Genomic DNA, 23560 nt, shown 5'->3' on the forward strand with positions numbered 1-23560 from the left:
TGCCATGGCCTCGATTCAGTCAGGAGCCTCACTGGCCAAGAGCATGTTCCCAATCGTTGGCGCACAAGGAACCACAACCCTGCGGCTGATTTTCGCCAGCATCATCATGCTGCTTCTATTAAGACCCTGGCGCGCCAAGTTCACCACCAACACCCTGCGCACCGTGATCATCTACGGTATGGCCCTGGGCGGCATGAACTTCCTCTTCTATATGTCCCTCAGGAGTGTCCCTCTGGGCATCGCCGTCGCCCTTGAGTTCACAGGCCCCCTTGCAGTAGCCATCTATGCGTCACGCAAGGCCATAGACTTCCTGTGGATCGCTCTGGCTATCGTCGGGCTGCTACTGCTTATTCCCACCGGAGCCACAGAAACAGCCATCGACCTGGTCGGTGCAGGTTATGCACTGGGGGCCGGGGTCTGCTGGGCGCTGTACATACTCTTCGGACAGAAGGCCGGCGCCGAGAACGGCATTCAGACCGCCGCCCTGGGCGTCATGATTGCCGCTCTCTTTGTTGCACCCATAGGCATAGTCCATGCCGGCGCCGCACTACTGACCCCCTCCCTGATCCCGGTTGCCCTGGGAGTCGCCATCTTGTCCACAGCCCTCCCCTATAGCCTGGAGATGGTTGCCCTGACTCGCATGCCAGCCCGTACCTTCGGCACCCTGATGAGTATCGAGCCCGCTTTCGGCGCGCTTTCCGGCCTATTGTTCCTCCACGAGTACCTGTCCCTGTCCCAGTGGACGGCAATCGCTTGCATCATCCTGGCTTCCGTAGGCGCCACCATGACCATGCGCCGCGAGGCCAAACCAATAGTTGCAGTTGATTGAGATTCAACTCTGGTAATTGGTGCTCATTTAGGCCATGTTTAGCCGGCTACTCAACGTCGCCCAGGGAGTTGCCGGACAGGGATATCGCACACGCAAAAGACGACAAGTAATGCAGTCACACTCGGACGCCAGATCCGGGGCTAGCGATAAGGACGGGGATGAAACGATTTTTGATACTGTTGGCCGTACTTGCAATTGCAGGCTGCGCGGCGACCGCGAAAACCGAAGTCAAACGGGGCAAGAAAGGACTCCACATCAACTGCTCGGGCTTATCTTCTTCCTGGGAAAAGTGCTACACCAAGGCGACTGAGTCCTGCGGCCCCAAAGGCTACAAGGTCATCGCCAAGTCCGGTGATGCCGTGGAAGACCCAGGCGACTACCCCTTCGGCCTGAACCCTGCCGGCTACACCAGCCGCAGCATGATCGTCATCTGTAAATAGCCTTGCCGGTCAACTTGCGGGCAGCCGCTCCAGCTGCCCGATGATCTGCTCATGGCTGGACGCCAGTACCTGATGCTGAATGGCTGGGTTCACCAGCATTCGCGCTACCACCAACGCGCCAACGCACTGGGACAGGATCGACCAGGCCAGGCTCTCGCTGCCCAGAGTCTGCGCCCAAGCCTGGTGCAAGCGGCAGATCCAGTCCTGCGCTTCCTGCCGCACCTCCAGGGTCCCCCGGGCAATCTCCGCACCCAATGCCGGCAGTGCGCAGCCGGCACCCGGCTGTTGCAGATGCGCCACGCTCAAGTACTGCTTCAGACAGCGACGCAACTTCTCCTGATTCTGCTGCCCCTCCCCGCCCAGGCGCGCCAGGCTCTGGCTCAACTCGCGCTCGACAATCGAGCTGAACAATTCGTCCTTGGAGGTGAAGTGGCTATAGAAAGCCCCACCACTCAGGCCAATGGCTTTCATCAAGGCATCCACCCCCACAGTGGAAAAACCTTCGTTCTTGGCCTGCGCCGCGCTGCTTTGCAGCAGACGCTCGCGGGTTTCCTGCTTGTGACTGGCTGAATAACGCATTCCCTGACGGGCTCCCAAGTTCTCTTGACGACGGAAAAATCATAGCATAACGTTCGTTTAGTTAACGATCGTTTACCAAAGAGCGAACCTCCCATGACTGCAACCTTGAACAAGAACAAAGTCGTACTGGTAGTGGGTGCCGGCGACGCGACCGGCGGTGCCATTGCCAAGCGTTTCGCCGCCGAAGGCTTTATTACCTGCATGACCCGCCGCAGCGCGGACAAACTGCAACCCCTGGTGGACGCCATCCAGCAGTCCGGCGGCCAGGCCCATGGTTTTGGCTGTGATGCACGCAAAGAGGAAGACGTGATCGCGCTGATCGAGCAGATCGAAACCCAGATCGGCCCTATCGAGGCCTTTGTCTTCAATATTGGCGCCAATGTGCCCTGCAGCATTCTTGAAGAAACCGCACGCAAGTATTTCAAGATCTGGGAAATGGCCTGCTTTTCGGGCTTTCTCAATGCCCGGGAAGTGGCCAAGCGCATGGCCAAACGCCAACGCGGCACTATTCTGTTCACCGGCGCCACCGCAGGCGTACGCGGTGCCGCCGGCTTTGCCGCCTTCGCCGGGGCCAAGCACGGCATTCGCGCCCTGGCCCAGAGCATGGCGCGGGAACTGGGCCCCCTGAACATCCATGTCGGCCATGTCATCGTCGACGGTGCCATCGACACCGATTTCATCCGTACCAGCTTTCCCGAAAAATACGCCCTCAAGGACCAGGACGGCATCCTCAACCCCGAGCATATCGCCGAAAACTACTGGTACCTGCACAGCCAGCCCCGGGACGCCTGGACCTTCGAGCTGGACCTGCGCCCGTGGAACGAACGCTGGTAAGGCCTTCTCCGATAACAACAATCAAGGAGTCTGAAACATGAGCAAAAAGGTGGAGTTCTTCTTCGACCTGGGTAGCCCGACCTCATACCTGGCCTATACCCAACTGCCAAAAATCTGCGTCGAAACCGATAGCCAACTGGTGTATCAGCCCATGCTGCTGGGCGGGGTCTTCAAGACCACCGGCAACGCCTCCCCCATCAGTGTTCCCGCCAAGGGCCGGTATATGCTGCACGACCTGGCGCGCTTTGCCCGGCGCTATGGGGTGGAGCTCAACTTCAATCCGCACTTTCCCATCAATACCCTGCTGCTGATGCGCGCCACCACCGGGGTTCAACTGCGCCTGCCGGAACGTTTCGGCGAATTCCTCGACTGCCTGTTCCGTGCGCTCTGGGTGGACAAACGCAACCTCAACGACCCGGCCACCATCACCCAGGTCCTGGAACAAGGTGGCTTCGATCCGCAGCAGATCCTCGACCTGAGCAATGACGAAGAGGTCAAGGCCGCCCTCAAGGACAAGACCGAACAGGCGTTGCAAAAAGGGGTGTTCGGCGCGCCCAGCATGTTCGTGGGAGACGAACTGTTCTTTGGCCAGGACCGCCTGGATTTCGTCCGCGAAGCCTTGAGCGCGCCGTAACCTGCCCTGTCCCTGGCAGCGGCCGCGCCATTGCCAGGAACCCATCGCGTGACGTCACCCGCCTTGCGCGGGTGACATCTTTCCTCAGATAGCCGCAGTACGAACCTGCAACCACTCCAGGGCCGGGCCCTCCAGCAGCGGGCTGAGGCGCCGGCGGACTTCAGCGTGATAGCCGTTGAACCATTCGCGCTCATCCTCGGTGAGCAGCGATGGCTCCAGGCAACGGGTATCGATCGGGCACAGGGTGAGGGTTTCGAAGTTCAGAAACTCACCGAACTCGGTCTTGCCCGCCTCACGGTTGAGCGCCAGGTTCTCGATTCGTACGCCCCAGCGGCCAGGGCGGTAGGTCCCGGGTTCGATCGAAGTGATCATCCCCGGTTGCATCGCAGTCTGCGGCGTCGCTGCGGCCTGATAGGCAATCACCTGCGGGCCTTCGTGAACGTTGAGAAAATAACCGACGCCATGCCCGGTGCCGTGCCCGTAGTCCACACCCTCGGCCCAGATCGGCGCCCGGGCGATGGCATCCAGCAACGGCGACAGAATGCCCCGCGGAAACTGCGCCCGGGACAGCGCGATAACGCCCTTGAGCACCCGGGTGCAATCGCGCTTCTGCTCGGCACTCGGCGTCCCCACCGGCACCATGCGCGTGATATCGGTGGTGCCCCCCAGGTACTGGCCGCCGGAATCGATCAGCAACAGGCCATCACCCTCGATCACCGCATGCTCTTCAGGCGTGGCGTGGTAATGGGGCATGGCGCCGTTGGCGTTGAACGCAGCAATGGTATTGAAGCTTAGCGAGACATAACCCGGGCGCCGCTCACGGGCGGCCGTCAGGCGCTCATCGATGGTCAGTTCGGTAATGCGTTCACGCCCCAGGGCGCTGTCCAGCCAGGCGAAGAATTCGCAGAGCGCCGCACCATCCTGCTCCATGGCCTGGCGAATGTGCTCGGCGTCCGCCAGGCTCTTGCGCGACTTGGCCAGGGTGGTGGGGTTGAGCCCCTCCAGCAGCTTCACCCCGGGGTTCAGGTGCTCCAGCAAGCCCGCGGTGACGCGCGCCGGGTCGATCTGCAACGCTACGCCTTCCGGCACTGCCTGCAAGGCCGCGGACACCTCTGAATAGTCGCGCAGGCTGACGCCATCCACCTCCAGTTGCGCGCGCAATGCCTCATCGACCTTGCTCAAGGCCACGAACAAGGTCGCCTGCTGCTGGCTGATCAGGGCAAAGGAGACAAACACCGGGTTGAAGGACACATCGGCGCCGCGCAGGTTGAACAGCCAGGCAATGTCATCGAGGGTAGCGATGAAATGCCAGTCGGCGCCACGCTCCTTGAGAGTTGCGCGCAACGCCGCAAGCTTCTCGACCCGGCTCTGGGTGGCCTGGGGCGGCAGATGCTGATAGACCGGCTGATCGGGCAATGACGGGCGGTCGTCCCAAGCTTCTTGTAGCAGGTCGATATCGGTACGCAAGCTGGCCCCGCGTTCCTGCAGCTTGCTGCCCAGGGTACGGGCCGAAGCCAAGGCCATGACCGCGCCGTCCACCGCCACCACCGCACCTTGCGGGGTCTGCTCGGCCAGCCAGTCCAGGGGCCCGGGCTGGCCCGGTTGCAACTTCACCAGTTCGATGCCGCTACCCTTGAGTTCCTTGGTGGCCTGCTCCCAGTAACGGCTGTCGGCCCATACGCCGGCAAAGTCAGCGGTCACGATCAAGGTCCCGACCGACCCATGAAACCCCGACAGCCACTGGCGCCCTTGCCAGTAGCCCGGCAGGTATTCCGACAGGTGCGGGTCGGCCGAGGGCACCAGCAAGGCGTGAATGCCTTCGCGGCTCATCAGCTGACGGACATGCGCCAAGCGCTGGGGGACCACTCCATTGGTCGAAGGCTGGGTACTCATTGTGTCTCCTTAACCGGCTTAATCATTGTTATGGAAGATCGAAGTCACTCGACCCTCAAGGTTGTGTTGTGGCCCAGAACGCAGGGGCTGAGGCGGTCGCCGCCTGGATCAGTTGAGCGGCGCGATCCACATCCTGTTCGCAGGTGAAACGCCCGAGGCTCAAGCGGATGGTCCGCGCGGCCTGCCCGGCATCATGCCCCAGCGCCAGCAATACATGGGAAGGCGCATTGCTTGCCGAGTTGCAGGCCGAAGTCGCGGAAAAGGCCAGGGCCGCGCCCAACGCCGCCCCATCAAAACCTCCCTCGGTGAAGGTCAGGCTCAGGGTGTGGGGAATGCGCTGGGTGACACTGCCATTCAAGCGCAGGCCGGCGATACCCGCCAGTTGCTCCAGCAGGCGCCCGCGCAGACGCACGATGGCGGCGGTTTCTTCCTCGAACAGTTCGCCGGCCAGGGCGAAGGCGGCGCCCATGGCCGCGATCTGGTGGGTGGCCAGGGTTCCGGAGCGCAAGCCGCCCTCATGGCCGCCGCCATGAATCTGCGCCTGCACGTGTTGCTGCGCCCGCGGCCCGACATACAGCGCGCCGATGCCCTTGGGGCCATATAGCTTATGGGCCGAGAACGACATCAGGTCCACCGGCCACCGGGCCAGATCGATGGCCACCTTGCCCGCACCCTGGGCGGCATCCACATGCAACAGGGCGCCACGCTCACGCACCACCTGGCCAATGGCCAGAATGTCGTTGAGGGTGCCCAGTTCGTTGTTCACCAGCATCAGCGACACCAGGAAGGTGTCGTCGCGCAGGGCTTCGCTGACCGCTTGCGCGGTGATCAGGCCATCGGCATCCGGCACCAGGTAGGTCACTGCGACCCCGGCCTCCTGCAGTTGCCGGGCGGTGTCGAGCACCGCCTTGTGTTCGATCTGGCTGGTGATGACATGGCCGCCGCTCACGCCCCGGGCCTGCATCACCCCCTTGAGGGCCAGGTTGTTGGATTCGGTAGCGCCGGAGGTCCAGACAATCTGCTCGGGCTGCGCGCCGACCAGTTGTGCCACTTGTTGCCGGGCGCGCTCGACGTAACCCCGCGCTTCCCGGCCAAAGGCGTGTGAACTGGACGCCGGATTGCCGAAATGGGCGTTGAAACCCAGGCACTCCAGCATGACCTGAATGACTCGCTCATCCACCGGCGTGGTGGCGGCGTAGTCGAAATAAAGAGGACGCTTGTTCATGACTGAAAACCCGCAGAGCTTGTTCCAGGGTCGGCATATGCTGGCAAAAAGGCGAGGCAGCCACGCGCCGTGTATAGGCGGCGCGGCAAATGCTGGCCTTGAGCAGTACCCGATCGGATGCAGTTAAAGAAGAACATCTTCGTTTAAAAGTGCGTAGGAACGCTCCTGCATCGCAGCTTACAGGCTCGAGGCAGCGCCATGAAGCGCCGTTCAACTCATCTTTTCGAACAACAGCGGTGCCAGGGAAAGCACCAGCAAGGCGGCCATCAACAGATTGAACAGGCGCAACCAGCGCGGGTTGCGCAACACATTGCGCAGCAAGCTGCCGCACGCAGCCCAGAGGCTCACCGTGGGCGCATTGATCAGCGCGAACACCGCGGCAATCACCAGCACATTGGTGAAGTAGCCCTGCAACGGGGTATAGGTACTGATGGCCCCCACTGCCATGACCCAGGCCTTGGGATTGACCCACTGGAACGCCGCGGCGCCCCAATAGCCCAGCGGCCGGCCGTGGTGCTGCTGTTCATCGGACAGCGGCCCGGAACGGGCAATCTTCCACGCCAGGTACAGAAGGTACGCTGCGCCAACGTAGCGCAGCACGCTGTACAGCAGCGGGTAGGCCTCGAACACCGCCCCCAGGCCCAGGCCGACCGCCAGCACCAGGACAAAGAAGCCGCAGCTGATGCCGAGGATGTGGGGAATGGAACGGTTGAAGCCGAAGTTCACCCCCGAGGCCAGCAACATAGTGTTGTTGGGACCGGGCGTGATGGAAGTGACCAGGGCAAACAGGGCGAAGGCCAACAGCAGGTCAGGGGAAAGGCTCATGGGGGCAAGGTCCGGGGCAGGTCGATCAGGCCTCGACCCTAACCCAGCCTCAGGCTGAAACCCACGGACAGTTGCTGAAAACTTGGACCAGTACAGTTCTTCTCAACTGGCAGGTTGATGGCGACTGATATTGCGCTGCGCACTCATTTCACCCTGGCTGTCGAAGCTCGCCGGGCGGCCCAGCAACTCGGCCTTTTTCTGCTGGTATTCATCGAAGGACAAACCGCGCCGGTTCAACGCCTCCATAGCCAGCTCCCGGATTTCCTGCGCGGTATAGGGCCGCAACTCCGGTGCACCGGGGCTGGCACAACCGGCCAGCACACTGGAAACCAACAACAGCAAGACAGCAGAGAAAGCCTTCATGGCGAGCACCTGGGGCGGGTTGCGAACAATGGACACAGGCTACTCGCGCGCCATCAGCGGCAAAAATCACCCTGCTCGATAGTGGCTATCGATCGTTCCAAGGCCAGGGCGCTGCTCACCCTTATATTCCATAAAGCTCTATAAATATGAAAACAAGCTCTTTTAAGGAATAACAACAAGCCTTTATAACAGTCCCATCTCGCCCGCCAACTGTTGCCAGAGCAACTGTTGGCCAGGCAACAGCCGATCAACAAAACAGCGGTTGGGCAACAGCACCCGGCAACTGCAGATCAGCGCAAAACCGCGCCGTACAAGGGCTGCAAGTCTTTGGTACAGCTCTTGCTCCAGAGCCCGGGACCTGCCACTGCTCGTTGAGCCACTGTTTAAAAAGGAACTGATCATGTCCCGCCCCTTGAACGTCGTAGCCCTTTCCGGTGGAACCTGGCGCCCATCGCGCACCCTGGTGCTGACCCAGGCCCTGCTGGCTGAACTGTCCGGGCACCTGTCCTTCAACGCCCACCTGATCGAACTGGGGGATATCGCCCGCCCGGTGGGTGCCGCCCTGTCGCGCCAGGAACTGCCGGCCGAGGTTGAAGCCGAACTCCAGGCCATCGAGAACGCCGACCTGCTGATCGTCGCCGCCCCGGTGTATCGCGGTTCCTATCCCGGCCTGCTCAAGCACCTGTTCGACCTGATCGATCTCAATGCCCTGATCGATACCCCGGTGCTGCTGGCCGCGACGGGTGGCAGCGAACGCCATGCCCTGGTTCTGGATCACCAGCTACGCCCACTGTTCAGTTTCTTCCAGGCCCTGACCTTGCCGATCGGCGTGTACGCCACCGAGGCCGACTTCAGCAATTACCAGATCACCAGCGACCTGCTCAAAGCGCGCATCCAGCTCGCCGCCGAACGGGCCGCGCCGCTGTTTCGCGCCCACCCGACCCACCTGCTGAAAATCGCCTGAGGAGCTGTCATGGATGTGTTCTGGTTTCTTCCGACCCACGGCGACGGCCATTTCCTCGGCACTGCCCAGGGCGCGCGCCCGGTCACCCTCAACTACCTCAAGCAAGTGGCGCAGGCCGCGGACAGCCTGGGCTATCACGGTGTGCTGATTCCCACCGGGCGCTCCTGCGAAGACTCCTGGGTGATCGCCTCGGCCCTGGTGCCCCTGACCGAACGCCTGCGCTACCTGGTGGCGATCCGCCCGGGGATCATCTCCCCCACGGTTTCCGCGCGCATGGCCGCGACCCTGGACCGGCTGTCCAACGGCCGCCTGCTGATCAACGTGGTCACCGGCGGCGATCCGGACGAAAACCGCGGCGACGGCAGCTTCCTCAGCCACAGCGAACGCTATGAAGTCACTGACGAATTCCTGCAGATCTGGCGTCGGGTGCTGCAAGGCGAAGCCGTGGACTTCGAAGGCAAGCACCTGCATGTGCAGAACGCCAAGGCGCTCTACCCGCCCGTGCAGAAACCCTACCCGCCGCTGTACTTCGGCGGTTCCTCCGAGGCCGCTCATGAACTGGCGGCGGACCAGGTGGATGTCTACCTGACCTGGGGCGAGCCACCGGCGGCGGTGGCGCAGAAACTGGCCGACGTACGCGAACGTGCAGCGCGCAAGGGCCGCACGGTGAAGTTCGGCATCCGCCTGCATGTGATCGTGCGTGAGACCGAGGACGAAGCCTGGAAAGCCGCGGACAAGCTGATCGAGCACATCAGCGACGACACCATCGCCGCCGCCCAGCAGTCCTTTTCCCGCTTCGACTCCGAAGGCCAGCGGCGCATGGCAGCGCTGCACGGCGGGCGCCGCGACCAGTTGCAGATCGCCCCCAACCTCTGGGCCGGGGTCGGCCTGGTGCGCGGTGGCGCCGGTACCGCCCTGGTGGGCAACCCGCAGCAAGTGGCCGAGCGCATCAAGGAGTACGCGGACCTGGGAATCGAGAGCTTCATTTTCTCCGGCTACCCGCACCTGGAAGAAGCCTATCGCTTCGCCGAGCTGGTGTTCCCGCTGCTGCCGGAGCCCTATGCCAGCCTGGCCGGCCGCGGTGTCACCAACCTCACCGGGCCGTTCGGCGAAATGATCGCCAACGACGTGTTGCCCAACAGCCGCTGAAATCCCCAATGCTGTTGCAGGAGCCGGCTTGCCGGCGAAGGCGATCTTCCGGCCCGCTTCGCTGGCAAGCCAGTTCCTGCAGCTCGCAGCACCTTTTCCCGGCCGCCACAACGGCCACGAACGAGGAACACCGCGTGACTGCCAAACCGCAAAGCGCCCTGTTGTCCCCCCTGCAGACCGCCCGCCAACTGGCCGCCGAGTTTGCCCTGACCGCCGTCGAACGCGACGAGCGCGGCGGCACCCCCAAGGCCGAGCGTGACGCGCTGCGCCAAAGCGGCCTGCTGGCCCTGAGCATTCCCAGCCAGTTCGGCGGGCTCGGCGCGCCCTGGAGCGAGACGCTGAACATCGTCCGCGAATTCGCCCGGGTCGACAGCTCCATCGCCCATGTCTTCGGCTTCCACCACCTGATGCTGGCCACCGTGCGCCTGTTTGCCAAACCCGAACAGTGGCAACCCTGGTTCGAACAGACCGCACGCAAGAACTGGTTCTGGGGCAACGCCCTGAACCCACTGGACACCCGCACCGTGGTCCGGAACCTGGGGGGCTGGCGCGAGTTTTCCGGCAAGAAGAGCTTCTGCTCCGGTGCCAGCGACTCGGAAATGCTCATTGCCTCGGCAGTGGATGAAAGCAATGGCGGCAAGTTGCTGATCGCCGCGATCCCCAGCGGCCGCAGCGGCATCACCCTGCACCACGACTGGAACAACATCGGCCAGCGCCAGACCGATAGCGGCAGCGCCACCTTCGAACGGGTACGGGTGGAGGAGTCGGAACTGCTGCTGGACCCCGGCCCGCTGAGCACACCATTCGCCTGCCTGCGCCCGCTGATCGCCCAACTGACCTTCACCCACATGTTCCTCGGCATCGCCGAAGGCGCCTTCGAAGAAGCCCGGCAGTACACCCTCGGCGAAACCCGGGTCTGGCATAAGTCCAGCGCCCAGGACGTGCGCCAGGACCCCTACATACTCAGCCACTACGGCGAATTCTGGGTCGCCCTGGAAGGCATCCGCCTGCTGGTGGAGCGGGCCGCCGCGCTGCTGGACCAGGCCTGGGCCAAGGGCCCGGCCCTCAGCGCCGAAGAGCGCGGGCACCTGGCCACGGCCATCGCCACCGCCAAGGTCGCCGCCAGCCGCCAGGGCCTGGAGCTGTGCAGCCGCCTGTTCGAAGTCACCGGCGCGCGCTCGACCCACGCCTCCCTGGGCCTGGACCGGCACTGGCGCAACCTGCGCACCCAGACCCTGCACGACCCGCTGGACTACAAGCTTCATGAGCTGGGCGACTGGGCGCTGAACCAGTCCCTGCCAACCCCGACTTTCTACTCCTAGCCTTCTGTTCGACGGAGAGTGCCGATGCAGCTTCTGACCCTACCCCCTTCGCCCGCCCTGGCGACCTCGATCCGCGCCACCGCCCAGGTGTTCGAGGACCCGAAATCCCAGGCCCTGCTGGCGCACCTGCAACAGGTGGCACCGAGCGAAGCCAGCGTGCTGATCATTGGCGAAACCGGGACCGGCAAGGAGCTGGTGGCGCGCCATATCCACAACCTCAGTGCCCGGCGCAACCGACCGTTCGTGGCGGTGAACTGCGGTGCCTTCTCCGAATCCCTGGTGGAGGCGGAACTGTTCGGCCATGAGAAAGGCGCCTTTACCGGTGCCCTCAGCGCCAAGGCCGGGTGGTTCGAAGAGGCCGACGGCGGCACCCTGTTCCTCGACGAGATCGGCGACCTGCCCATGGCCATCCAGGTCAAGCTGCTGCGGGTGCTGCAGGAGCGCGAAGTGGTGCGCCTGGGTTCGCGCAAGAGCATTCCCATCGATGTGCGCGTACTGGCCGCCACCAACGTGCAACTGGAAAAGGCCATCAACGCCGGGCATTTTCGCGAAGACCTGTATTACCGCCTGGACGTGGTCAGCCTGGAACTGAGCCCGCTGCGCGAGCGCCCCGGCGACATCCTGCCGCTGACCCGGCACTTCATCGAGGCCTACAGCCAGCGCCTGGGCTACGGCAGCATCAGCATCAGCCCCGAGGCCGAGCACAAGCTCAAGAGCTACAGTTGGCCGGGCAACATCCGCGAGTTGGAAAACGTCATCCACCACACCCTGCTGATCTGCCGCAACGGGGTGATCCAGCGCGACGACCTGCGCCTGTCCAACATGCGCATCGAACGCGCCGACGACAGCCACCCGAGCCACGACGACTCTGCCGAGGCCCTACTGGAACGGGCCTTTGAAAAACTCTTCGCCGAACAGGCCGGGGCCCTGCACGAAAAGGTCGAGGATGCCTTGCTGCGCGCGGCCTACCGCTTCAGCCACTACAACCAGGTGCACACCGCCAACCTGCTGGGCCTGAGCCGCAACGTCACCCGGACCCGGCTGATCAAGATCGGCGAACTGGCGGTGAACAAGCGGCGCCCCATCGATGCGCCCAACGAGCGCACCCTGCAACTGTCGATCTAGCCCGGCAGGTCGCAGTGCAAGGCATTGTCGTGGCTACGGGCGATGCTGCTGCGCACTTGGAATGAACCGAAGGTCACGGTCTTGGCCTGGTGGGCGAGGATCAACTGCCAGAAATCCTGCTCGCCGTTCTCGAAGCGCCGGAACGCCGCTTCGCCGGCTTCCCGGGATTGCCATTGCAGGTAATTGAGCACCCGCCGGCCATCGTCGCTGGCCTGCACGCTGGCACTCAGAAAACCGCCATAGCCCTGGGCCAGGCGCTCGGTCTGCTCGGCCAGGGCCGATACCAGGGCCTGTTGCTGATGGGGCTCGATCTCGAACTCGATCAATTGGGTAAAGCTGCGGGTCTTTTCAAAGGCGCTCATGGATCACTCTCCACTGGGGGCAAACAGAATATTGCTGTTGAATGCGCCGCAGGGTAAAACCTCTAGTTAAGTCAAGGTCAAGCGTATTTTTCCTCCCGAGGTCCACTGATGATCGAACCCGACTCCCGTCATAAAGAGCTGAGCGTCGGCCAACTGTCGGCCCGCAGTGGCGTAGCCGTCACCGCGCTGCATTTCTACGAAACCAAGGGCCTGATCCACAGCCATCGCAACGCGGGCAACCAGCGCCGCTACCCACGTTCGGTGCTGCGCCGGGTGTCGCTGATCAAGGTGGCCCAGCGCCTGGGCATTCCCCTGGCAGAGATCGGCCAGGCCCTGGCGACCCTGCCCGCCGACCGCGCGCCTACTGCCGCGGACTGGCAGCGCCTGTCGGAACAGTGGAGCCGCGAACTGGACGAACGCATCCGCCAACTGAGCCTGCTGCGCGAGCGGCTGAACCAGTGCATTGGCTGTGGCTGCCTGTCCATGGAAGGGTGCCCGCTGCGCAACTATGGAGATGCCCTGGGAGACGCCGGCCCGGGCGCCCGCCTGCTGGAGCCCGACGCCGCCACCGACACCCCGTAGCCGGCTTCCCTCGCAGGAACCGGCTTGCCGGCGAAGGCTGACTCTCGGGCCTCTTCGCTGGCAAGCCAGCTCCTACAGCCACATCGCCTTCATACCCGTAGGAGCCGGCTTGCCGGCGAAGGCGATCTCACGGGTCTCTTCCCTCGCAAGCCGGATTCCCGCTCAGCGCTGACAGGTAAGAAAGCCTGTGGAGCATCGTAAGTAAAAACGTCCCTATGCTAATGTCGCGTCCTGCTTCCTACGACGAGCTCCGTTTCCATGCCAAGGACTGCCACTTTCGAAAAGCCACGCTGGCTGCGCGATCTGCTGCGTTTTCTCCCACTGAAAAGCCAGTTCGTACTGTCCGGTAACGTCCGTGACCTGCAGGCCAGTGAGGTCGCCCCCGGGGTCATCACCCCCCAGCCTTTCAACCTCAACCTGCGCGATGAACTGCTGGCAGCCGGCTATGCCCAGGTGCTGAGCTGGGATCCCCTAGGCGGCCTCAGGGTTTTGCTGGCCCCCGGCAACGAGCCGGCCCAGGCCGATAACCTGCTGCGCGAGCTGGGCCTGACCCCGGTGGACGGGGCCGCGCCGGCCGGCCTCGACCTGTTGTCGGCGACCTTGCCGCGCCTGGTGGAGCGCCAGGGCGCGCCCCTGGCCCTGATTGTCGATTTCGCTTCACGCTTGGTGATCCGCAACGACGCCCTGAGCGCCGCAGAACACCAGCTGTTCACCCAGGCCCTGGTGCTGTCCCACCAGGCCCGCAGCCGCCCGGCCGGGGAGCTGCGCACGCCGTTCTTCAACAGCATTCTCTGGGTGGTGGAAAAGGAAGGCGACCTGCCCGACTGGATGCTGATCGACAACCCACGCCTGCGGCCGATTCCCGTGTCCAAACCCGACCAGCAGGCCCGCCAGGCCCTGGCTCCGGCACTGTTGCGCGGCCTGCCCGGCGCCCAGGAGGCCAGCGAAGAAAGCCGCGACAGCGCGGTGCAGGCCTTCGTCGAAAACACCGAGGGCCTGCTGCTGCTCGACCTCAACGCGATCGTCCAGTTGGCCCGGGTCGAAGGCCTGGCCATGGAACGCATCGGCGATGCCGTACGCCGCTATAAAGTCGGGGTCACCGAAGACCCCTGGCTGAAGATCGACCGCCAGCGCATCCGCCAGGCCGACGGCTTCATTCGCCAGCGGGTCAAGGGCCAGGGCCACGCCGTGACCCACATGCTGGATATCGTCAAGCGCGCCATGACCGGGGTCGGCGCCAGCCGCAAGGGCAACCGGCCCCGGGGCGTGGCCTTTCTTGCCGGGCCCACCGGGGTCGGCAAGACCGAACTGGCCAAGACCATCACCAGCCTGCTGTTTGGCGATGAAAGCGCGTACATCCGCTTCGATATGTCGGAATTCAGCGCCGAACACGCGGACCAGCGCCTGGTAGGCGCGCCACCCGGCTATGTCGGCTACGACGTGGGCGGCGAACTGACCAACGCGATCCGCGAAAAACCCTTCAGCGTGGTGCTGTTCGACGAGATCGAAAAGGCTCACCCGCGGATCCTCGACAAGTTCCTGCAGATCCTTGATGACGGTGTGCTTACCTCAGGCCGGGGCGACCGGGTGTACTTCTCCGAGGCGCTGATCGTCTTCACCTCCAACCTGGGCATCTACCGCCAGGGCGACAACGGCGAGCGAGTCGCCAACGTCCAGCCCGGCGAAGCCTTCGAAGCGGTGCAAGGCAAGGTCCAGGGCGAGATCGAGCGCTATTTCAAACTGGTGCTCAACCGCCCGGAAATCCTCAACCGGATCGGCGAGAACATCATCGTCTTCGACTTCATCCGCCCGGACATCGCCGAGCAGATCTTCCAGCAGATGGTCGGCAATATCCTCGCCGACCTGGCGGCCCAGGCCCTGCATGTGCAGCTCGATGACGACTCGCTGCACAACCTGCGCCAGCTGTGCCTGCAGGACCTGTCCAACGGTGGCCGGGGCATTCGCAACCAGTTGGAGGCGCACCTGCTCAACCCCCTGGCCCGGGCCCTGTTCGACCAGGATGCGCAGCCCGGCCAATCCTTCGAAATCCGCCAACTGCAGGCCGGCGGCCTGCAACTGCTTGCCCGCGCCTCGTGAACATCCGCCTGTCGCGGGTGCACTTCCCGGTCACCACCCTGGGGCCGGGGCAGCGCCTGGGCCTGTGGTTCCAGGGGTGCAGCATCCGCTGTGCAGGCTGCATTTCCGCGGACACCTGGGGGCCGGGCAAGCACCCCTTGCCGTTGGCCCAGGTGCTGGACGACCTGCAACCCTGGCTGGCCCGGGCCGAAGGCATCACCCTGTCCGGCGGCGAGCCCTTCGACCAGCCCGAGGCGCTGCTGGCCCTGCTTCGAGGCCTGCGCGAGCGCACCGGGGTCGACATCCTGGTCTACAGCGGCCACTCCCTGGAAACCCTGCAACCGCTATTGCAACAAGCCGAAGGCCTGCTGGATGCATTGATCTGCGACCCCTTCGAGCAACAACAGGCGCAAACGCTGGTCCTACGGGGCAGCGACAACCAGCGCCTGATCTTCTTGACCGAGCTGGGCCGCCGGCGTCTGTCCACCTACCAGCGCCCGCTGCACCACGAAGACCGCGCGCTGGATGTGATGTTCGACGACGACGGCAGTGTCTGGATGGCTGGAATTCCCCGGCGTGACGACGTGCTGCGTCTGCGCGACCTGCTGCACGACCAGGGCCACCAACTCCAGATCAGCGCCCACACCTCACGCCGCCGTTAACCGGAACCGCTACCGATGATACGTTTTTGCCCCAATTGCCAGACTGAACGCCCACTGGCCGAAATTTTCTGTGAAGGCCAGGTAGACAACCGGGCCTGCGGCTGGGAACTTTCCGCCGAAGCGATTCATCCCGAAGGCTGGCGCCCACAACCGGTAGTCACCCTCGAAGCGCTTGAGCCGCAGCCCCCGGTCGCGGCGGACAGCGGCTCCCCCCTGCTCTGCGGCAACGGTCATGCCATGGTGGACGGCGACTTGATGTGCCTGGTCTGCGGCGCCGACCCGCTCGCCCCGGAGCAACAGCCACCCGCCGCGCCCCCAGCCGCCGACAGTGAAACCGTGATCGAAGGCTGGCGCCTCCTGCGCCAGATCAGCAGCGGCGGCGTGCGCGAGCGCTTTATCGCCGAGCACCGGGAAACCGCGCACCAGGCGGTGCTGACCCTGTACCAGGCCGGCGCCGAACCCGACCCATCGGTGTACGAAGCCCTCAAGCGCCTGCCCCGGGAACACGTGCCGGAAATCATCCTCACCGGCCGCTGGGACGAGCGCGCCTTCGAAGTGGCTGAAGAACTCACCGGCGGCACCCTGGCCGACCTGGGGATCGTGGTCAGCGACAGGGCCGCGGTGCAGCACATCGTCCGTGAACTGGGCCAGGCCCTGCATGCCTTCAGCGAAGCCGGCCTGCGCCACCGCGACCTGCGCCCGGCCACCTTGCTGGTGCGCAGCCGCGAGCCCCTGGACCTGGTGATCAGCGGCTTCGGTTCGGCGCGGCTGTCGGAGTTCGACCTGGACATCGTCTCGCCCCTGGAAACCAGCCGCTACATGGCCCCCGAAGCCATTGCCGGGGGCGTGGCCGCGGCCTCCGACTGGTGGAGCCTGGGGATGATCCTGCTGGAACAGCTGACCCAGGGAGAATGCTTCGCCGGCATCAATGCCAACGCCTACCTGATTCACATTCTGGCCAACGGCGTGCTGCTGCCGGATGACCTCGACCCGCGCCTGGAACTGCTGCTGCGCGGCCTGCTGGCCCGGGACCGCCACCAGCGCTGGCAATGGCCTCAGGTGCAGGCCTGGCTCCAGGGCGAAAGCCCCAGCGTCCCGGCCTCGGTCGCCAGTGAAGAGGACGCCGAGGAAGGCGCCAGCATCGCCCTGGGCAGCCGGCGCTTTCGCCGGCCAGGGCCGTTCGCCCTGGCTGCCGCCGAAGTCGAACACTGGCCCCAGGCCCTGGATCATCTGCTGCGCGGGGTGATCGTCACCTGGGCCGAACAGGCCGGTTTGCCCGCACGGCAGCTGGCGGGCCTGCGCCAGGTGGCCCAGCACGAAGGGCTGGACGATGACACCCGGCTGATGCTCGCCTTGAAACTGCTGAACCCGGAAATGCCCCTGATCCAGCGCGGCGAGATCGTCACCCCCGGCTGGTTGCTGGAGCATCCCCTGGACGGTTACCGCTTGATCAGCGGCCCGGCCCCGGACCTGCTGGAACGCCTGGAGACCGAGCACTGGCTGTCGCGGCTCAAGCTGCGGGCCGAACAGGTACGCCAGCGCGCCCAGCACCAGGCCATCGAACTGGACGAGGAGCAACTGCGCATCTACCTGCTCTCCAGCTCCCGCGCCCGTCTGGCCGCACAGTGGGAAGAACGCCAGCGCCTGCTGCCGGACAGCGAGCACAACGGCATCCTGTCCCTGGCGGACCGCCGCTCCATCAGCGAAGAAGACCTGATCGTGCTGCTCAGCGCCGCCATCGGGCAGTTCCGCTCGGTGGACGCGATCCTCGAAGAAGCCGCCACCCTGGCCCGCGAAGCCGTGGTCCTGAGCTTCGATGCGGCCAGTGCGCGTGCCCTGCTGGGGCTGCCGCGCCCGGCCTTGTACCGTGAAGTCGATGAGCGCATCAGCGGCTTCGCCCGTTGTGGCGTGCCAAGCGTCGATGAATGGGCCGAGCAGTTCCGCCTGGAACGCCGCATGCCCCTGGCCAGGGCCCTGGTGCTGCTGGCCATCGGCGCAGAGCAGTGGCTGGAGCCGCAAAAGCAGCACTACGTGTCGCAGATCCTCGACTTCTTCGAGAAGAAGGTCGCCAGCGTGGTGCTGCGCGGCCCGCTGGTGCGCATGAGCATCGGCAAGACCACCGCCCGGGTCGACCTCAACGAATTGCACAGTGAGCGCAGCCCGGCCCCGGCGCTGCTGGATCACCTGGTGGCGCGCAACGCCCAGCCCATCAGCCTCGACCCGGCGTGCTTCGCCGAAAACCTGCAGCTGGATGCACGGCTCAACAGCCTGTACCGCCAGAGTTCGCTGTACAAGCGCGACACCGGGATCGATGGCCTGTACCTGGGCTTCCCCTTCCTCCTGACCCGGGACGCGCGTGGCACCACTCGCACTCGCATCGCGCCGTTGCTGCTGTGGCCGGTCAAGCTGCTGCTGGAAGTCGGCAGCCGCGGCAAGGTGGCCCTGGTCTTCGACAGCGAGCGTGAAGAGGTGCGCCTCAATCCGGGGCTCGACACCTTGCTGGGCATCGATGCCGCCAAGCTCTGGCGCAAGGCCGCCGATGAACTGCTGGGGCGTTCGGCGCTCAAGGCCGCCGACGTGATGGACGCCTTCGGCATGCTGGCCACTGCCAGCTCCCGGGTGCTCGGCAGCCTGCCACCGCCGAGCACCGAAGTGCAGCCCTACCAGGATCAACTGGCCTGTGCCGCCGTGCTGTTCCATGTGGCCTTCATGGGCCAGGCCATCGGCGAGGACCTGCGCCAGCTCAAGGCCCTGCCCCCCGGCGGCACCGGCCTGGAAACCGCCCTGCGCCTGAACCCCGCGGAGCCCGACAGCGGCGACAGCGGCGACAGCGCTGCCACCGCGCTCGCGCCTGAACTGCAGCGCTTCTTTACCGTGGCCAGCGACCCCTCCCAGGAAGCCGCGGTGCTCCAGGCCCGACAGGCCCCCGGGCTGCTGGTGGAAGGCCCGCCCGGCACCGGCAAGAGCCAGACCATCGTCAACATGGTGGCCGACGCCATCGGCCGCCAGCGCAGCCTGCTGATCGTCTGCCAGAAGCACGCCGCCCTGGAAGTGGTGCACAAGCGCCTGGTGGCCGAAGGCCTGGGCAACCGGGTGGTGATGCTCAACGACATCAACCGTGACCGCGAACCGGTGATCCGCAGTGTCCGCGAACAGCTTGAGGCCCTGTTCAAGGACGATGCCGTCCAGCAACCCTGGCTGCACCAGCGTGAACGCCTGGCGGCACGCATCGAAGCCCTGGAGGGCGAACTGGATCGCTTCCACCAGAGCCTGCACCGCATCGATGAACACTGTGGCTTGAGCTACCGCCAGTTGATCGGCGAGCTGATCGGCCTGGAACAGGGGCCAGCGGCCCTGGATGTCCCGGTATTGCGCCAGCACCTGGCGGCCCTGGACATCGCCAGCCTGACCCGCCTGGAAGAGGCCTGCGCGCCGCTGATCCGCCTGTGGCTGCCGGCCCGCTATGAACACAGCGCCCTGGCCCAGCTCCAGCCCTTCCCCACCGACGCCGCCACGGTGCAAGCGTTCAACCAGGGCTTCGAGCGCCTGCTGAGCTGCGAGGAGCAGCGCCTGGAAACCCTGCAGGCACACCCGGCCGACTTCGAAGTCGACGACCCGGCGCCCTACCGCGCCTGGCTCGACCAGCACCTGCACAGCCTGCTGGGCCTGGACGATGAGCGTCGCCAACGGCTGGCACGCTGGCTCCCGCTGTTTCGTGGCAGCAACGGCCAGGCCGCAGAAGGCGACGGGCTGATCCAGGCCCTGCAGGCACTGGCTCAACAACTGGAACAGTGCGACGCCACCGCTTACCAGGCCGACCTGGCGCCGGGCCTCAGCGCCCTGCCCGCGGCCCAACTGCGCACCCTGCAGCAACGCGCCCGCGCCGTTATCCAGGGTCGCTCCTGGCTGGCGCGGCTCAACCCGCTGCGCCTGATCCGCCAGCGCCAGTTGCTGGCCTTCCTCGCCGAACAGGGCGCCGCGGCCCAGCCGCAGCGCCTGCCAGAACTGCTGGCGGCGGCCCTGCTGGAAAGCCAGTGGCGGCCCTTGCGCGCGCAGTTGCAACACCTGCATCAGCAACTGAGCCTTGCACAAATCGCCAGCGATTGCGGCCCGGGCCTGCTGCCGCAGGTACGCCAGGACCTCGGGCAACTGCAAGAAATGCGCGCCCTGGCCATGACCCTGGCGCAAGCCCCCCGGGTGGAGCAGTTGGATGCGGTGGTACTGACCGGCGAGCGGCGCTCTCTGGACAGCCTGCTGGCCGGCTACGACGCCGCGTTTATCCGCCACAGCGTGCGCCAGGACAGCCTGAATGCCCTGCAGCGCCTGGATCAGTGGCTGCAACCCGAGCTGCTGGGCCAACTGCGCCAGCGCGTGGAGCACAACCAGGGCAATCAGTCGGCCCTCAACCGCCTGCGCGACGCCTTGCCGACCCTGAGCGCCTACCAGGCTTTCCGGGCCCGGGCCGGCCAGCTGTCGCCGGCGGACCTGGAGTTGCTGGTAGTCCTGCGCGATTACCAGGACACGCTCGACGCCATTCCCGCCGAGCAACTGGAAGCCGTGGTGCGGCGCATGCTCAACCGCGAAGCACGGCTGGGCTGGAAGCGCCAGATCGAACAACGCCAACCCGAGCTGATGCTCGAGCACAGCGAAACCGCGGCGAAGATCGCCAGCCTGGGCGAAGCCGACACCCAGATGCGCAACCTCAACCGTCAGTTGCTCAGTGAAGGCATCGAGCTGTCGCGCCTGGGCACCCGCAAACAGTGGGAGGACGTCACCCGCCTCACCGGGCGTCGTTCGCGACGCTTGCGCGAGTTCATGGAAATGGGCGCCGGCCTGGGGCTGATGAGCCTGCGCCCGGTGTGGCTGATGAACCCGGACGTGGCCAGCCGGGTGTTGCCGCTCAAGCCCGGGCTGTTCGATACGGTGATCTACGACGAAGCCTCGCAGATGCCGGTGGAGTTCGCCCTGCCGACCCTGTACCGGGGCCGGGTCACGGTGGTCAGCGGCGACGAGAAGCAGATGCCGCCCACCGCCTTCTTCTCCAGCCGGGTGGAAAGCGACGAAGCCGAACTGTTCGATGGCGACCAGCCGGACGCCGATGCCGACGAGGAACAACGGGAGGCCTTCGAAGACACCTGGAACCGCCGCGAAATCAAGGACTGCCCGGACCTGCTGCAACTGGCTCGCAGCTCGCTACCCGCCACCACCCTGCAGATCCACTACCGCTCGGCCTACCGCGAGCTGATCGGTTTCTCCAACGCCTCGTTCTACGGCAACCGCCTGAGCATCCCGGTACGCCATCCCCAGGCCAATATCCTCGCCATCAAGCCGCTGGAGCTGATCCGCGTGGACGGCGTCTATCAGCAGCAGGTCAACCCCGACGAGGCCGAACGGGTGGTGGACTACCTGGCCGAGCTCTGGCAGGCGCCCTATGCCGAACGCCCCTCGGTGGGCGTGGTGACCTTCAACCGCAAGCAGGCCGACCTGATCGAAGAGCGCCTGGAGTTGCGCGCCGAGCAGGATCCGGCGTTTCGTGCGGCCTACAGCCAGGAGCGCGAACGCAGCGAGGACGGCGAGGACATGTCGGTGTTCGTCAAGAACGTCGAGAACGTCCAGGGCGATGAGCGCGACATCATCGTGTTCTCCTCGACCTTCGGGCGTAACAGCCAGGGCAGCTTCCGCCGCAACTTCGGGGTCCTGGGGCAGACCGGCGGCGAGCGCCGGCTCAATGTGGCGGTGACCCGGGCCCGGCGCAAAGTGGTGATGATCACCTCGATGCCGATTGCCGATATCTCCGACATGCTCACCACCCAGCGCCCGCCCGCCAGCCCGCGGGACTACCTGCAAGGCTACCTGGAGTACGCCCGCGCCCTGTCGGCCGGGGAGTTTGCCAGCGGCCACAGCCTGCTGGGGCGCCTGGTCACCGAGCGCCAGGATGCAAAGGTCCAGCACAACGCCCACAGCGACGGCTTCACCCAGGCGGTGGCGGCGTTCATCCGTACCCTTGGCTGGAGCCCGGTCAGCGCCAACGAAGGGGATGCCTTCGGCCTGGACTTTGCCATCGAGCACCCCGATACCGGGCTCTACGCTCTGGGCATCGAATGCGATACCCCGCGCCACGGCCTCCTGGCCCGCGCTCGCTCCCGGGAAATCTGGCGCCCTTCGGTGCTGCGCCGGGCCATTCCCCACCTGCACCGGGTCTCGTCGCAGGCCTGGTACCACGACCCTGAAGGCGAGCGCGCTCGCCTGCAGGCCGCCATCGAGCAGGCCCTGCAGCCGCTGGCCGGCGCCGATTCGGTCACGCAGCCCCAAGCCCTGGCAGATACGGAGCAAACCCCATGAGCGGCCCGAAAGTGGTGCGTATCGTCACCCGTGAAGAAATCCTGGAGATCTGCGCCGGTCACCTGCGGCGCCTGGAACAGGCGATTGCCCGCTGGGAAACACAAGCCCAGCGCCTGGGGCAACTGACCGAACAGGAACGGGCCGCCACCCACGAGCGGTTCAAACAGTTGCGCCAATTGATCGAGGCCGATCGCCTGCAGGACCTGCAAAAGCAGGTACCGATCGAGATCGAGTTCCTCAAGGACGATCTGCAACAACGGGAAAACCGCGCCGTGCAGCAAGCCACGCAACAGCGCCAACTGGCCCGCCGCCAGCGGGAAAACGCCGCCACCCTGCTGGGCGCCCTGCAAGGCAAGCCGCTCGCAGCCCAATTGCTGGAGCCGTTGCGGGCGATTGCCGATGGGCAGCCGGTGCCGGCTGTGGAGTCGATCCTGGCCCAGGGTTTCGCCAGCCTGGGGGCGGCAGTCGAAGAACAGGGCCTGAGCGAGGCCCAGCAGCAACTGGCCCGGCGCCTGCAAGGCGAAACCCCAACCCAGACCCTGGCGCAGTGGCGCGCCGCCCATGAGCAAGCGGAACCCAGACTGGAACGCATCGAGCAGCACATTGCCCAGTTGCTGACCCTCGATGATCAGGCCAGCGCCGAACCCTACCTGGCCAAGTTGCGCCAGATAGATGCAGAAACCCGCGTGCAGCAGCGCAACCTGCTGCTGGACAGCCTGGTGCTGGAGCTGGCCCAGGCCACCCGCGACAGCCAGGAGCGCCGCGCGCGCCTGGCGCGCCTTGAGGAACTGGCCAGCGAAGTGGCGACCTTGTGCCCCGCAACCGCCGAGAACGAGCTGGCCCAGGCCGGCCAATGCAGCCTGGCCCATATGGCGCCAGTGGACGGGCTGATTGCCCGTTTCAGTGCGCTGATCGAAGCCGAGCTGCAACAACGCGCCGCCCTGGCCCGCCGCCAGGCGGTACTCGAAGGGTTGGCCAGCCTGGGCTACGAAGTTCGCGAGGGCATGGCCACCGCCTGGGCCCAGGACGGCAGGGTGGTGCTGCGCAAGGGCGCCACTCCGGGTTATGGCGTGGAGGTGGGCGGCAATGCCGACAACGGCCGGTTGCAGGTACGCGCGGTAGCCCTCAGCGCCCAGCGCGATACCCAGCGCGACAAAGACATCGAGACCATCTGGTGCGGCGAGTTCCAGCGGCTGCAAGCCCTGCTGGCGGCCCGTGGCGACGACCTGAGCATCGAGAAAGCCCTGGCCGTAGGGGCGGTGCCGCTCAGGGAGGTGCTGCTGGACGACACCCGGCAGCAATACCGGGAGCAGGCGCAACAGCGCACCTGACCCGCCTCCCCGTAGGAGCCGGC

19 protein-coding genes (1 of these 19 only partly in view) are annotated in these 23560 nt (G+C 65.3%); 13 read left to right on the forward strand and 6 right to left on the reverse strand.

The window, feature by feature from the left end; genetic code table 11:
* Positions 1 to 829, forward strand: the 3' portion of a protein-coding gene (gene rhtA, locus PFLCHA0_RS21030) for a threonine/homoserine exporter RhtA (protein WP_011062422.1). The gene continues 59 nt to the left of window position 1, outside the view; the window shows 829 of its 888 coding nt (coding positions 60-888); the start codon falls outside the window, past its left edge; the stop codon is at positions 827 to 829.
* A 158-nt stretch (positions 830 to 987) separates the two neighbouring features.
* Positions 988 to 1269: a hypothetical protein gene (locus PFLCHA0_RS21035; protein WP_011062423.1), complete on the forward strand. Its 282-nt coding sequence runs from the start codon at positions 988 to 990 to the stop codon at positions 1267 to 1269.
* Between the two features lie 9 nt (positions 1270 to 1278).
* On the opposite strand, the gene PFLCHA0_RS21040 is transcribed toward PFLCHA0_RS21035, so the two are convergent.
* Positions 1279 to 1848 (reverse strand): TetR/AcrR family transcriptional regulator, encoded by a 570-nt coding sequence (locus tag PFLCHA0_RS21040; protein ID WP_015636462.1) that lies wholly within the window; start codon positions 1846 to 1848, stop codon positions 1279 to 1281.
* A 93-nt stretch (positions 1849 to 1941) separates the two neighbouring features.
* Between PFLCHA0_RS21040 and PFLCHA0_RS21045 the strand changes: the two genes are divergently transcribed.
* Together PFLCHA0_RS21045 and PFLCHA0_RS21050 are read left to right on the forward strand one after the other, a co-directional pair.
* The gene (locus tag PFLCHA0_RS21045; RefSeq protein WP_015636463.1) at positions 1942 to 2682 is read left to right on the forward strand and encodes an SDR family oxidoreductase; all 741 of its coding nucleotides are present in this window, start codon (positions 1942 to 1944) and stop codon (positions 2680 to 2682) included.
* Between the two features lie 37 nt (positions 2683 to 2719).
* Complete coding sequence (locus tag PFLCHA0_RS21050) at positions 2720 to 3316, forward strand: 2-hydroxychromene-2-carboxylate isomerase (protein ID WP_015636464.1); 597 nt, start codon at positions 2720 to 2722, stop codon at positions 3314 to 3316.
* Between the two features lie 84 nt (positions 3317 to 3400).
* Here the strand turns inward: PFLCHA0_RS21050 and PFLCHA0_RS21055 are convergent, their stop codons facing one another.
* From PFLCHA0_RS21055 to PFLCHA0_RS21070, 4 genes are all read right to left on the reverse strand, one after another.
* Positions 3401 to 5209: an aminopeptidase P family protein gene (locus PFLCHA0_RS21055; RefSeq protein WP_015636465.1), complete on the reverse strand. Its 1809-nt coding sequence runs from the start codon at positions 5207 to 5209 to the stop codon at positions 3401 to 3403.
* 55 nt (positions 5210 to 5264) lie between these two features.
* A complete protein-coding gene (locus tag PFLCHA0_RS21060; RefSeq protein WP_015636466.1) occupies positions 5265 to 6434 on the reverse strand; it encodes a cysteine desulfurase family protein in 1170 nt (389 codons plus the stop codon).
* 210 nt (positions 6435 to 6644) lie between these two features.
* Positions 6645 to 7259, reverse strand: coding sequence for a LysE family translocator (locus PFLCHA0_RS21065; protein WP_015636467.1), 615 nt, complete (start codon positions 7257 to 7259; stop codon positions 6645 to 6647).
* A 102-nt stretch (positions 7260 to 7361) separates the two neighbouring features.
* Positions 7362 to 7622, reverse strand: a complete 261-nt coding sequence (locus PFLCHA0_RS21070; protein WP_015636468.1) for a hypothetical protein — start codon at positions 7620 to 7622, stop codon at positions 7362 to 7364.
* 400 nt (positions 7623 to 8022) lie between these two features.
* On the opposite strand from PFLCHA0_RS21070, the gene msuE reads away from it, so the two are divergent.
* The 4 genes from msuE to PFLCHA0_RS21090 all read left to right on the forward strand — a co-directional run bounded on the left by msuE (position 8023) and on the right by PFLCHA0_RS21090 (position 12182).
* Positions 8023 to 8586 carry an FMN reductase gene (gene msuE, locus PFLCHA0_RS21075; protein ID WP_015636469.1) on the forward strand — a complete coding sequence of 188 codons (564 nt, stop codon included), beginning with the start codon at positions 8023 to 8025 and terminating at the stop codon, positions 8584 to 8586.
* Positions 8587 to 8595: 9 nt separating this feature from the next.
* Positions 8596 to 9735 carry an FMNH2-dependent alkanesulfonate monooxygenase gene (gene ssuD, locus PFLCHA0_RS21080; protein ID WP_011062432.1) on the forward strand — a complete coding sequence of 380 codons (1140 nt, stop codon included), beginning with the start codon at positions 8596 to 8598 and terminating at the stop codon, positions 9733 to 9735.
* Between the two features lie 134 nt (positions 9736 to 9869).
* Complete coding sequence (locus PFLCHA0_RS21085; RefSeq protein ID WP_011062433.1) at positions 9870 to 11057, forward strand: acyl-CoA dehydrogenase family protein; 1188 nt, start codon at positions 9870 to 9872, stop codon at positions 11055 to 11057.
* 24 nt (positions 11058 to 11081) lie between these two features.
* Positions 11082 to 12182, forward strand: a complete 1101-nt coding sequence (locus PFLCHA0_RS21090; protein ID WP_011062434.1) for a sigma-54 interaction domain-containing protein — start codon at positions 11082 to 11084, stop codon at positions 12180 to 12182.
* Here PFLCHA0_RS21090 and PFLCHA0_RS21095 read toward each other — a convergent pair.
* The gene (locus PFLCHA0_RS21095) at positions 12179 to 12544 is read right to left on the reverse strand and encodes an antibiotic biosynthesis monooxygenase (RefSeq protein WP_011062435.1); all 366 of its coding nucleotides are present in this window, start codon (positions 12542 to 12544) and stop codon (positions 12179 to 12181) included. The genes PFLCHA0_RS21090 and PFLCHA0_RS21095 overlap by 4 nt on opposite strands.
* 108 nt (positions 12545 to 12652) lie before the next feature.
* Here PFLCHA0_RS21095 and soxR point away from each other — a divergent pair, with 108 nt between their 5' ends.
* The 5 genes from soxR to PFLCHA0_RS21120 all read left to right on the forward strand — a co-directional run bounded on the left by soxR (position 12653) and on the right by PFLCHA0_RS21120 (position 23537).
* Positions 12653 to 13126 carry a redox-sensitive transcriptional activator SoxR gene (gene soxR / locus PFLCHA0_RS21100; RefSeq protein ID WP_011062436.1) on the forward strand — a complete coding sequence of 158 codons (474 nt, stop codon included), beginning with the start codon at positions 12653 to 12655 and terminating at the stop codon, positions 13124 to 13126.
* A 258-nt stretch (positions 13127 to 13384) separates the two neighbouring features.
* Positions 13385 to 15223, forward strand: a complete 1839-nt coding sequence (locus PFLCHA0_RS21105) for an AAA family ATPase (RefSeq protein ID WP_015636471.1) — start codon at positions 13385 to 13387, stop codon at positions 15221 to 15223.
* Complete coding sequence (locus PFLCHA0_RS21110; protein WP_015636472.1) at positions 15220 to 15864, forward strand: 4Fe-4S cluster-binding domain-containing protein; 645 nt, start codon at positions 15220 to 15222, stop codon at positions 15862 to 15864. Before PFLCHA0_RS21105 ends, PFLCHA0_RS21110 begins: the two co-directional genes overlap by 4 nt.
* Positions 15865 to 15879: 15 nt before the next feature.
* Positions 15880 to 22206 carry an AAA domain-containing protein gene (locus tag PFLCHA0_RS21115; RefSeq protein WP_015636473.1) on the forward strand — a complete coding sequence of 2109 codons (6327 nt, stop codon included), beginning with the start codon at positions 15880 to 15882 and terminating at the stop codon, positions 22204 to 22206.
* Positions 22203 to 23537, forward strand: a complete 1335-nt coding sequence (locus PFLCHA0_RS21120; RefSeq protein WP_015636474.1) for a coiled-coil domain-containing protein — start codon at positions 22203 to 22205, stop codon at positions 23535 to 23537. The genes PFLCHA0_RS21115 and PFLCHA0_RS21120 overlap by 4 nt, the downstream gene beginning before the upstream one ends.
* Positions 23538 to 23560: the final 23 nt, after the last annotated feature.

This window comes from Pseudomonas protegens CHA0, assembly GCF_000397205.1.
Taxonomy (GTDB): Bacteria; Pseudomonadota; Gammaproteobacteria; order Pseudomonadales; family Pseudomonadaceae; genus Aquipseudomonas; species Aquipseudomonas protegens.

Bases quoted from the DNA above. Each gene is read 5' to 3' on its own strand.
- PFLCHA0_RS21115 (WP_015636473.1), top strand. From the start codon at position 15,880: ATGATACGTTTTTGCCCCAATTGCCAGACTGAACGCCCACTGGCCGAA.
- PFLCHA0_RS21055 (WP_015636465.1), bottom strand. From the start codon at position 5,209: ATGAGTACCCAGCCTTCGACCAATGGAGTGGTCCCCCAGCGCTTGGCG.
- PFLCHA0_RS21040 (WP_015636462.1), bottom strand. From the start codon at position 1,848: ATGCGTTATTCAGCCAGTCACAAGCAGGAAACCCGCGAGCGTCTGCTG.
- ssuD (WP_011062432.1), top strand. From the start codon at position 8,596: ATGGATGTGTTCTGGTTTCTTCCGACCCACGGCGACGGCCATTTCCTC.
- soxR (WP_011062436.1), top strand. From the start codon at position 12,653: ATGATCGAACCCGACTCCCGTCATAAAGAGCTGAGCGTCGGCCAACTG.
- PFLCHA0_RS21105 (WP_015636471.1), top strand. From the start codon at position 13,385: ATGCCAAGGACTGCCACTTTCGAAAAGCCACGCTGGCTGCGCGATCTG.
- PFLCHA0_RS21120 (WP_015636474.1), top strand. From the start codon at position 22,203: ATGAGCGGCCCGAAAGTGGTGCGTATCGTCACCCGTGAAGAAATCCTG.
- msuE (WP_015636469.1), top strand. From the start codon at position 8,023: ATGTCCCGCCCCTTGAACGTCGTAGCCCTTTCCGGTGGAACCTGGCGC.
- PFLCHA0_RS21065 (WP_015636467.1), bottom strand. From the start codon at position 7,259: ATGAGCCTTTCCCCTGACCTGCTGTTGGCCTTCGCCCTGTTTGCCCTG.
- PFLCHA0_RS21050 (WP_015636464.1), top strand. From the start codon at position 2,720: ATGAGCAAAAAGGTGGAGTTCTTCTTCGACCTGGGTAGCCCGACCTCA.
- PFLCHA0_RS21095 (WP_011062435.1), bottom strand. From the start codon at position 12,544: ATGAGCGCCTTTGAAAAGACCCGCAGCTTTACCCAATTGATCGAGTTC.
- PFLCHA0_RS21070 (WP_015636468.1), bottom strand. From the start codon at position 7,622: ATGAAGGCTTTCTCTGCTGTCTTGCTGTTGTTGGTTTCCAGTGTGCTG.
- PFLCHA0_RS21060 (WP_015636466.1), bottom strand. From the start codon at position 6,434: ATGAACAAGCGTCCTCTTTATTTCGACTACGCCGCCACCACGCCGGTG.
- PFLCHA0_RS21035 (WP_011062423.1), top strand. From the start codon at position 988: ATGAAACGATTTTTGATACTGTTGGCCGTACTTGCAATTGCAGGCTGC.
- PFLCHA0_RS21090 (WP_011062434.1), top strand. From the start codon at position 11,082: ATGCAGCTTCTGACCCTACCCCCTTCGCCCGCCCTGGCGACCTCGATC.
- PFLCHA0_RS21045 (WP_015636463.1), top strand. From the start codon at position 1,942: ATGACTGCAACCTTGAACAAGAACAAAGTCGTACTGGTAGTGGGTGCC.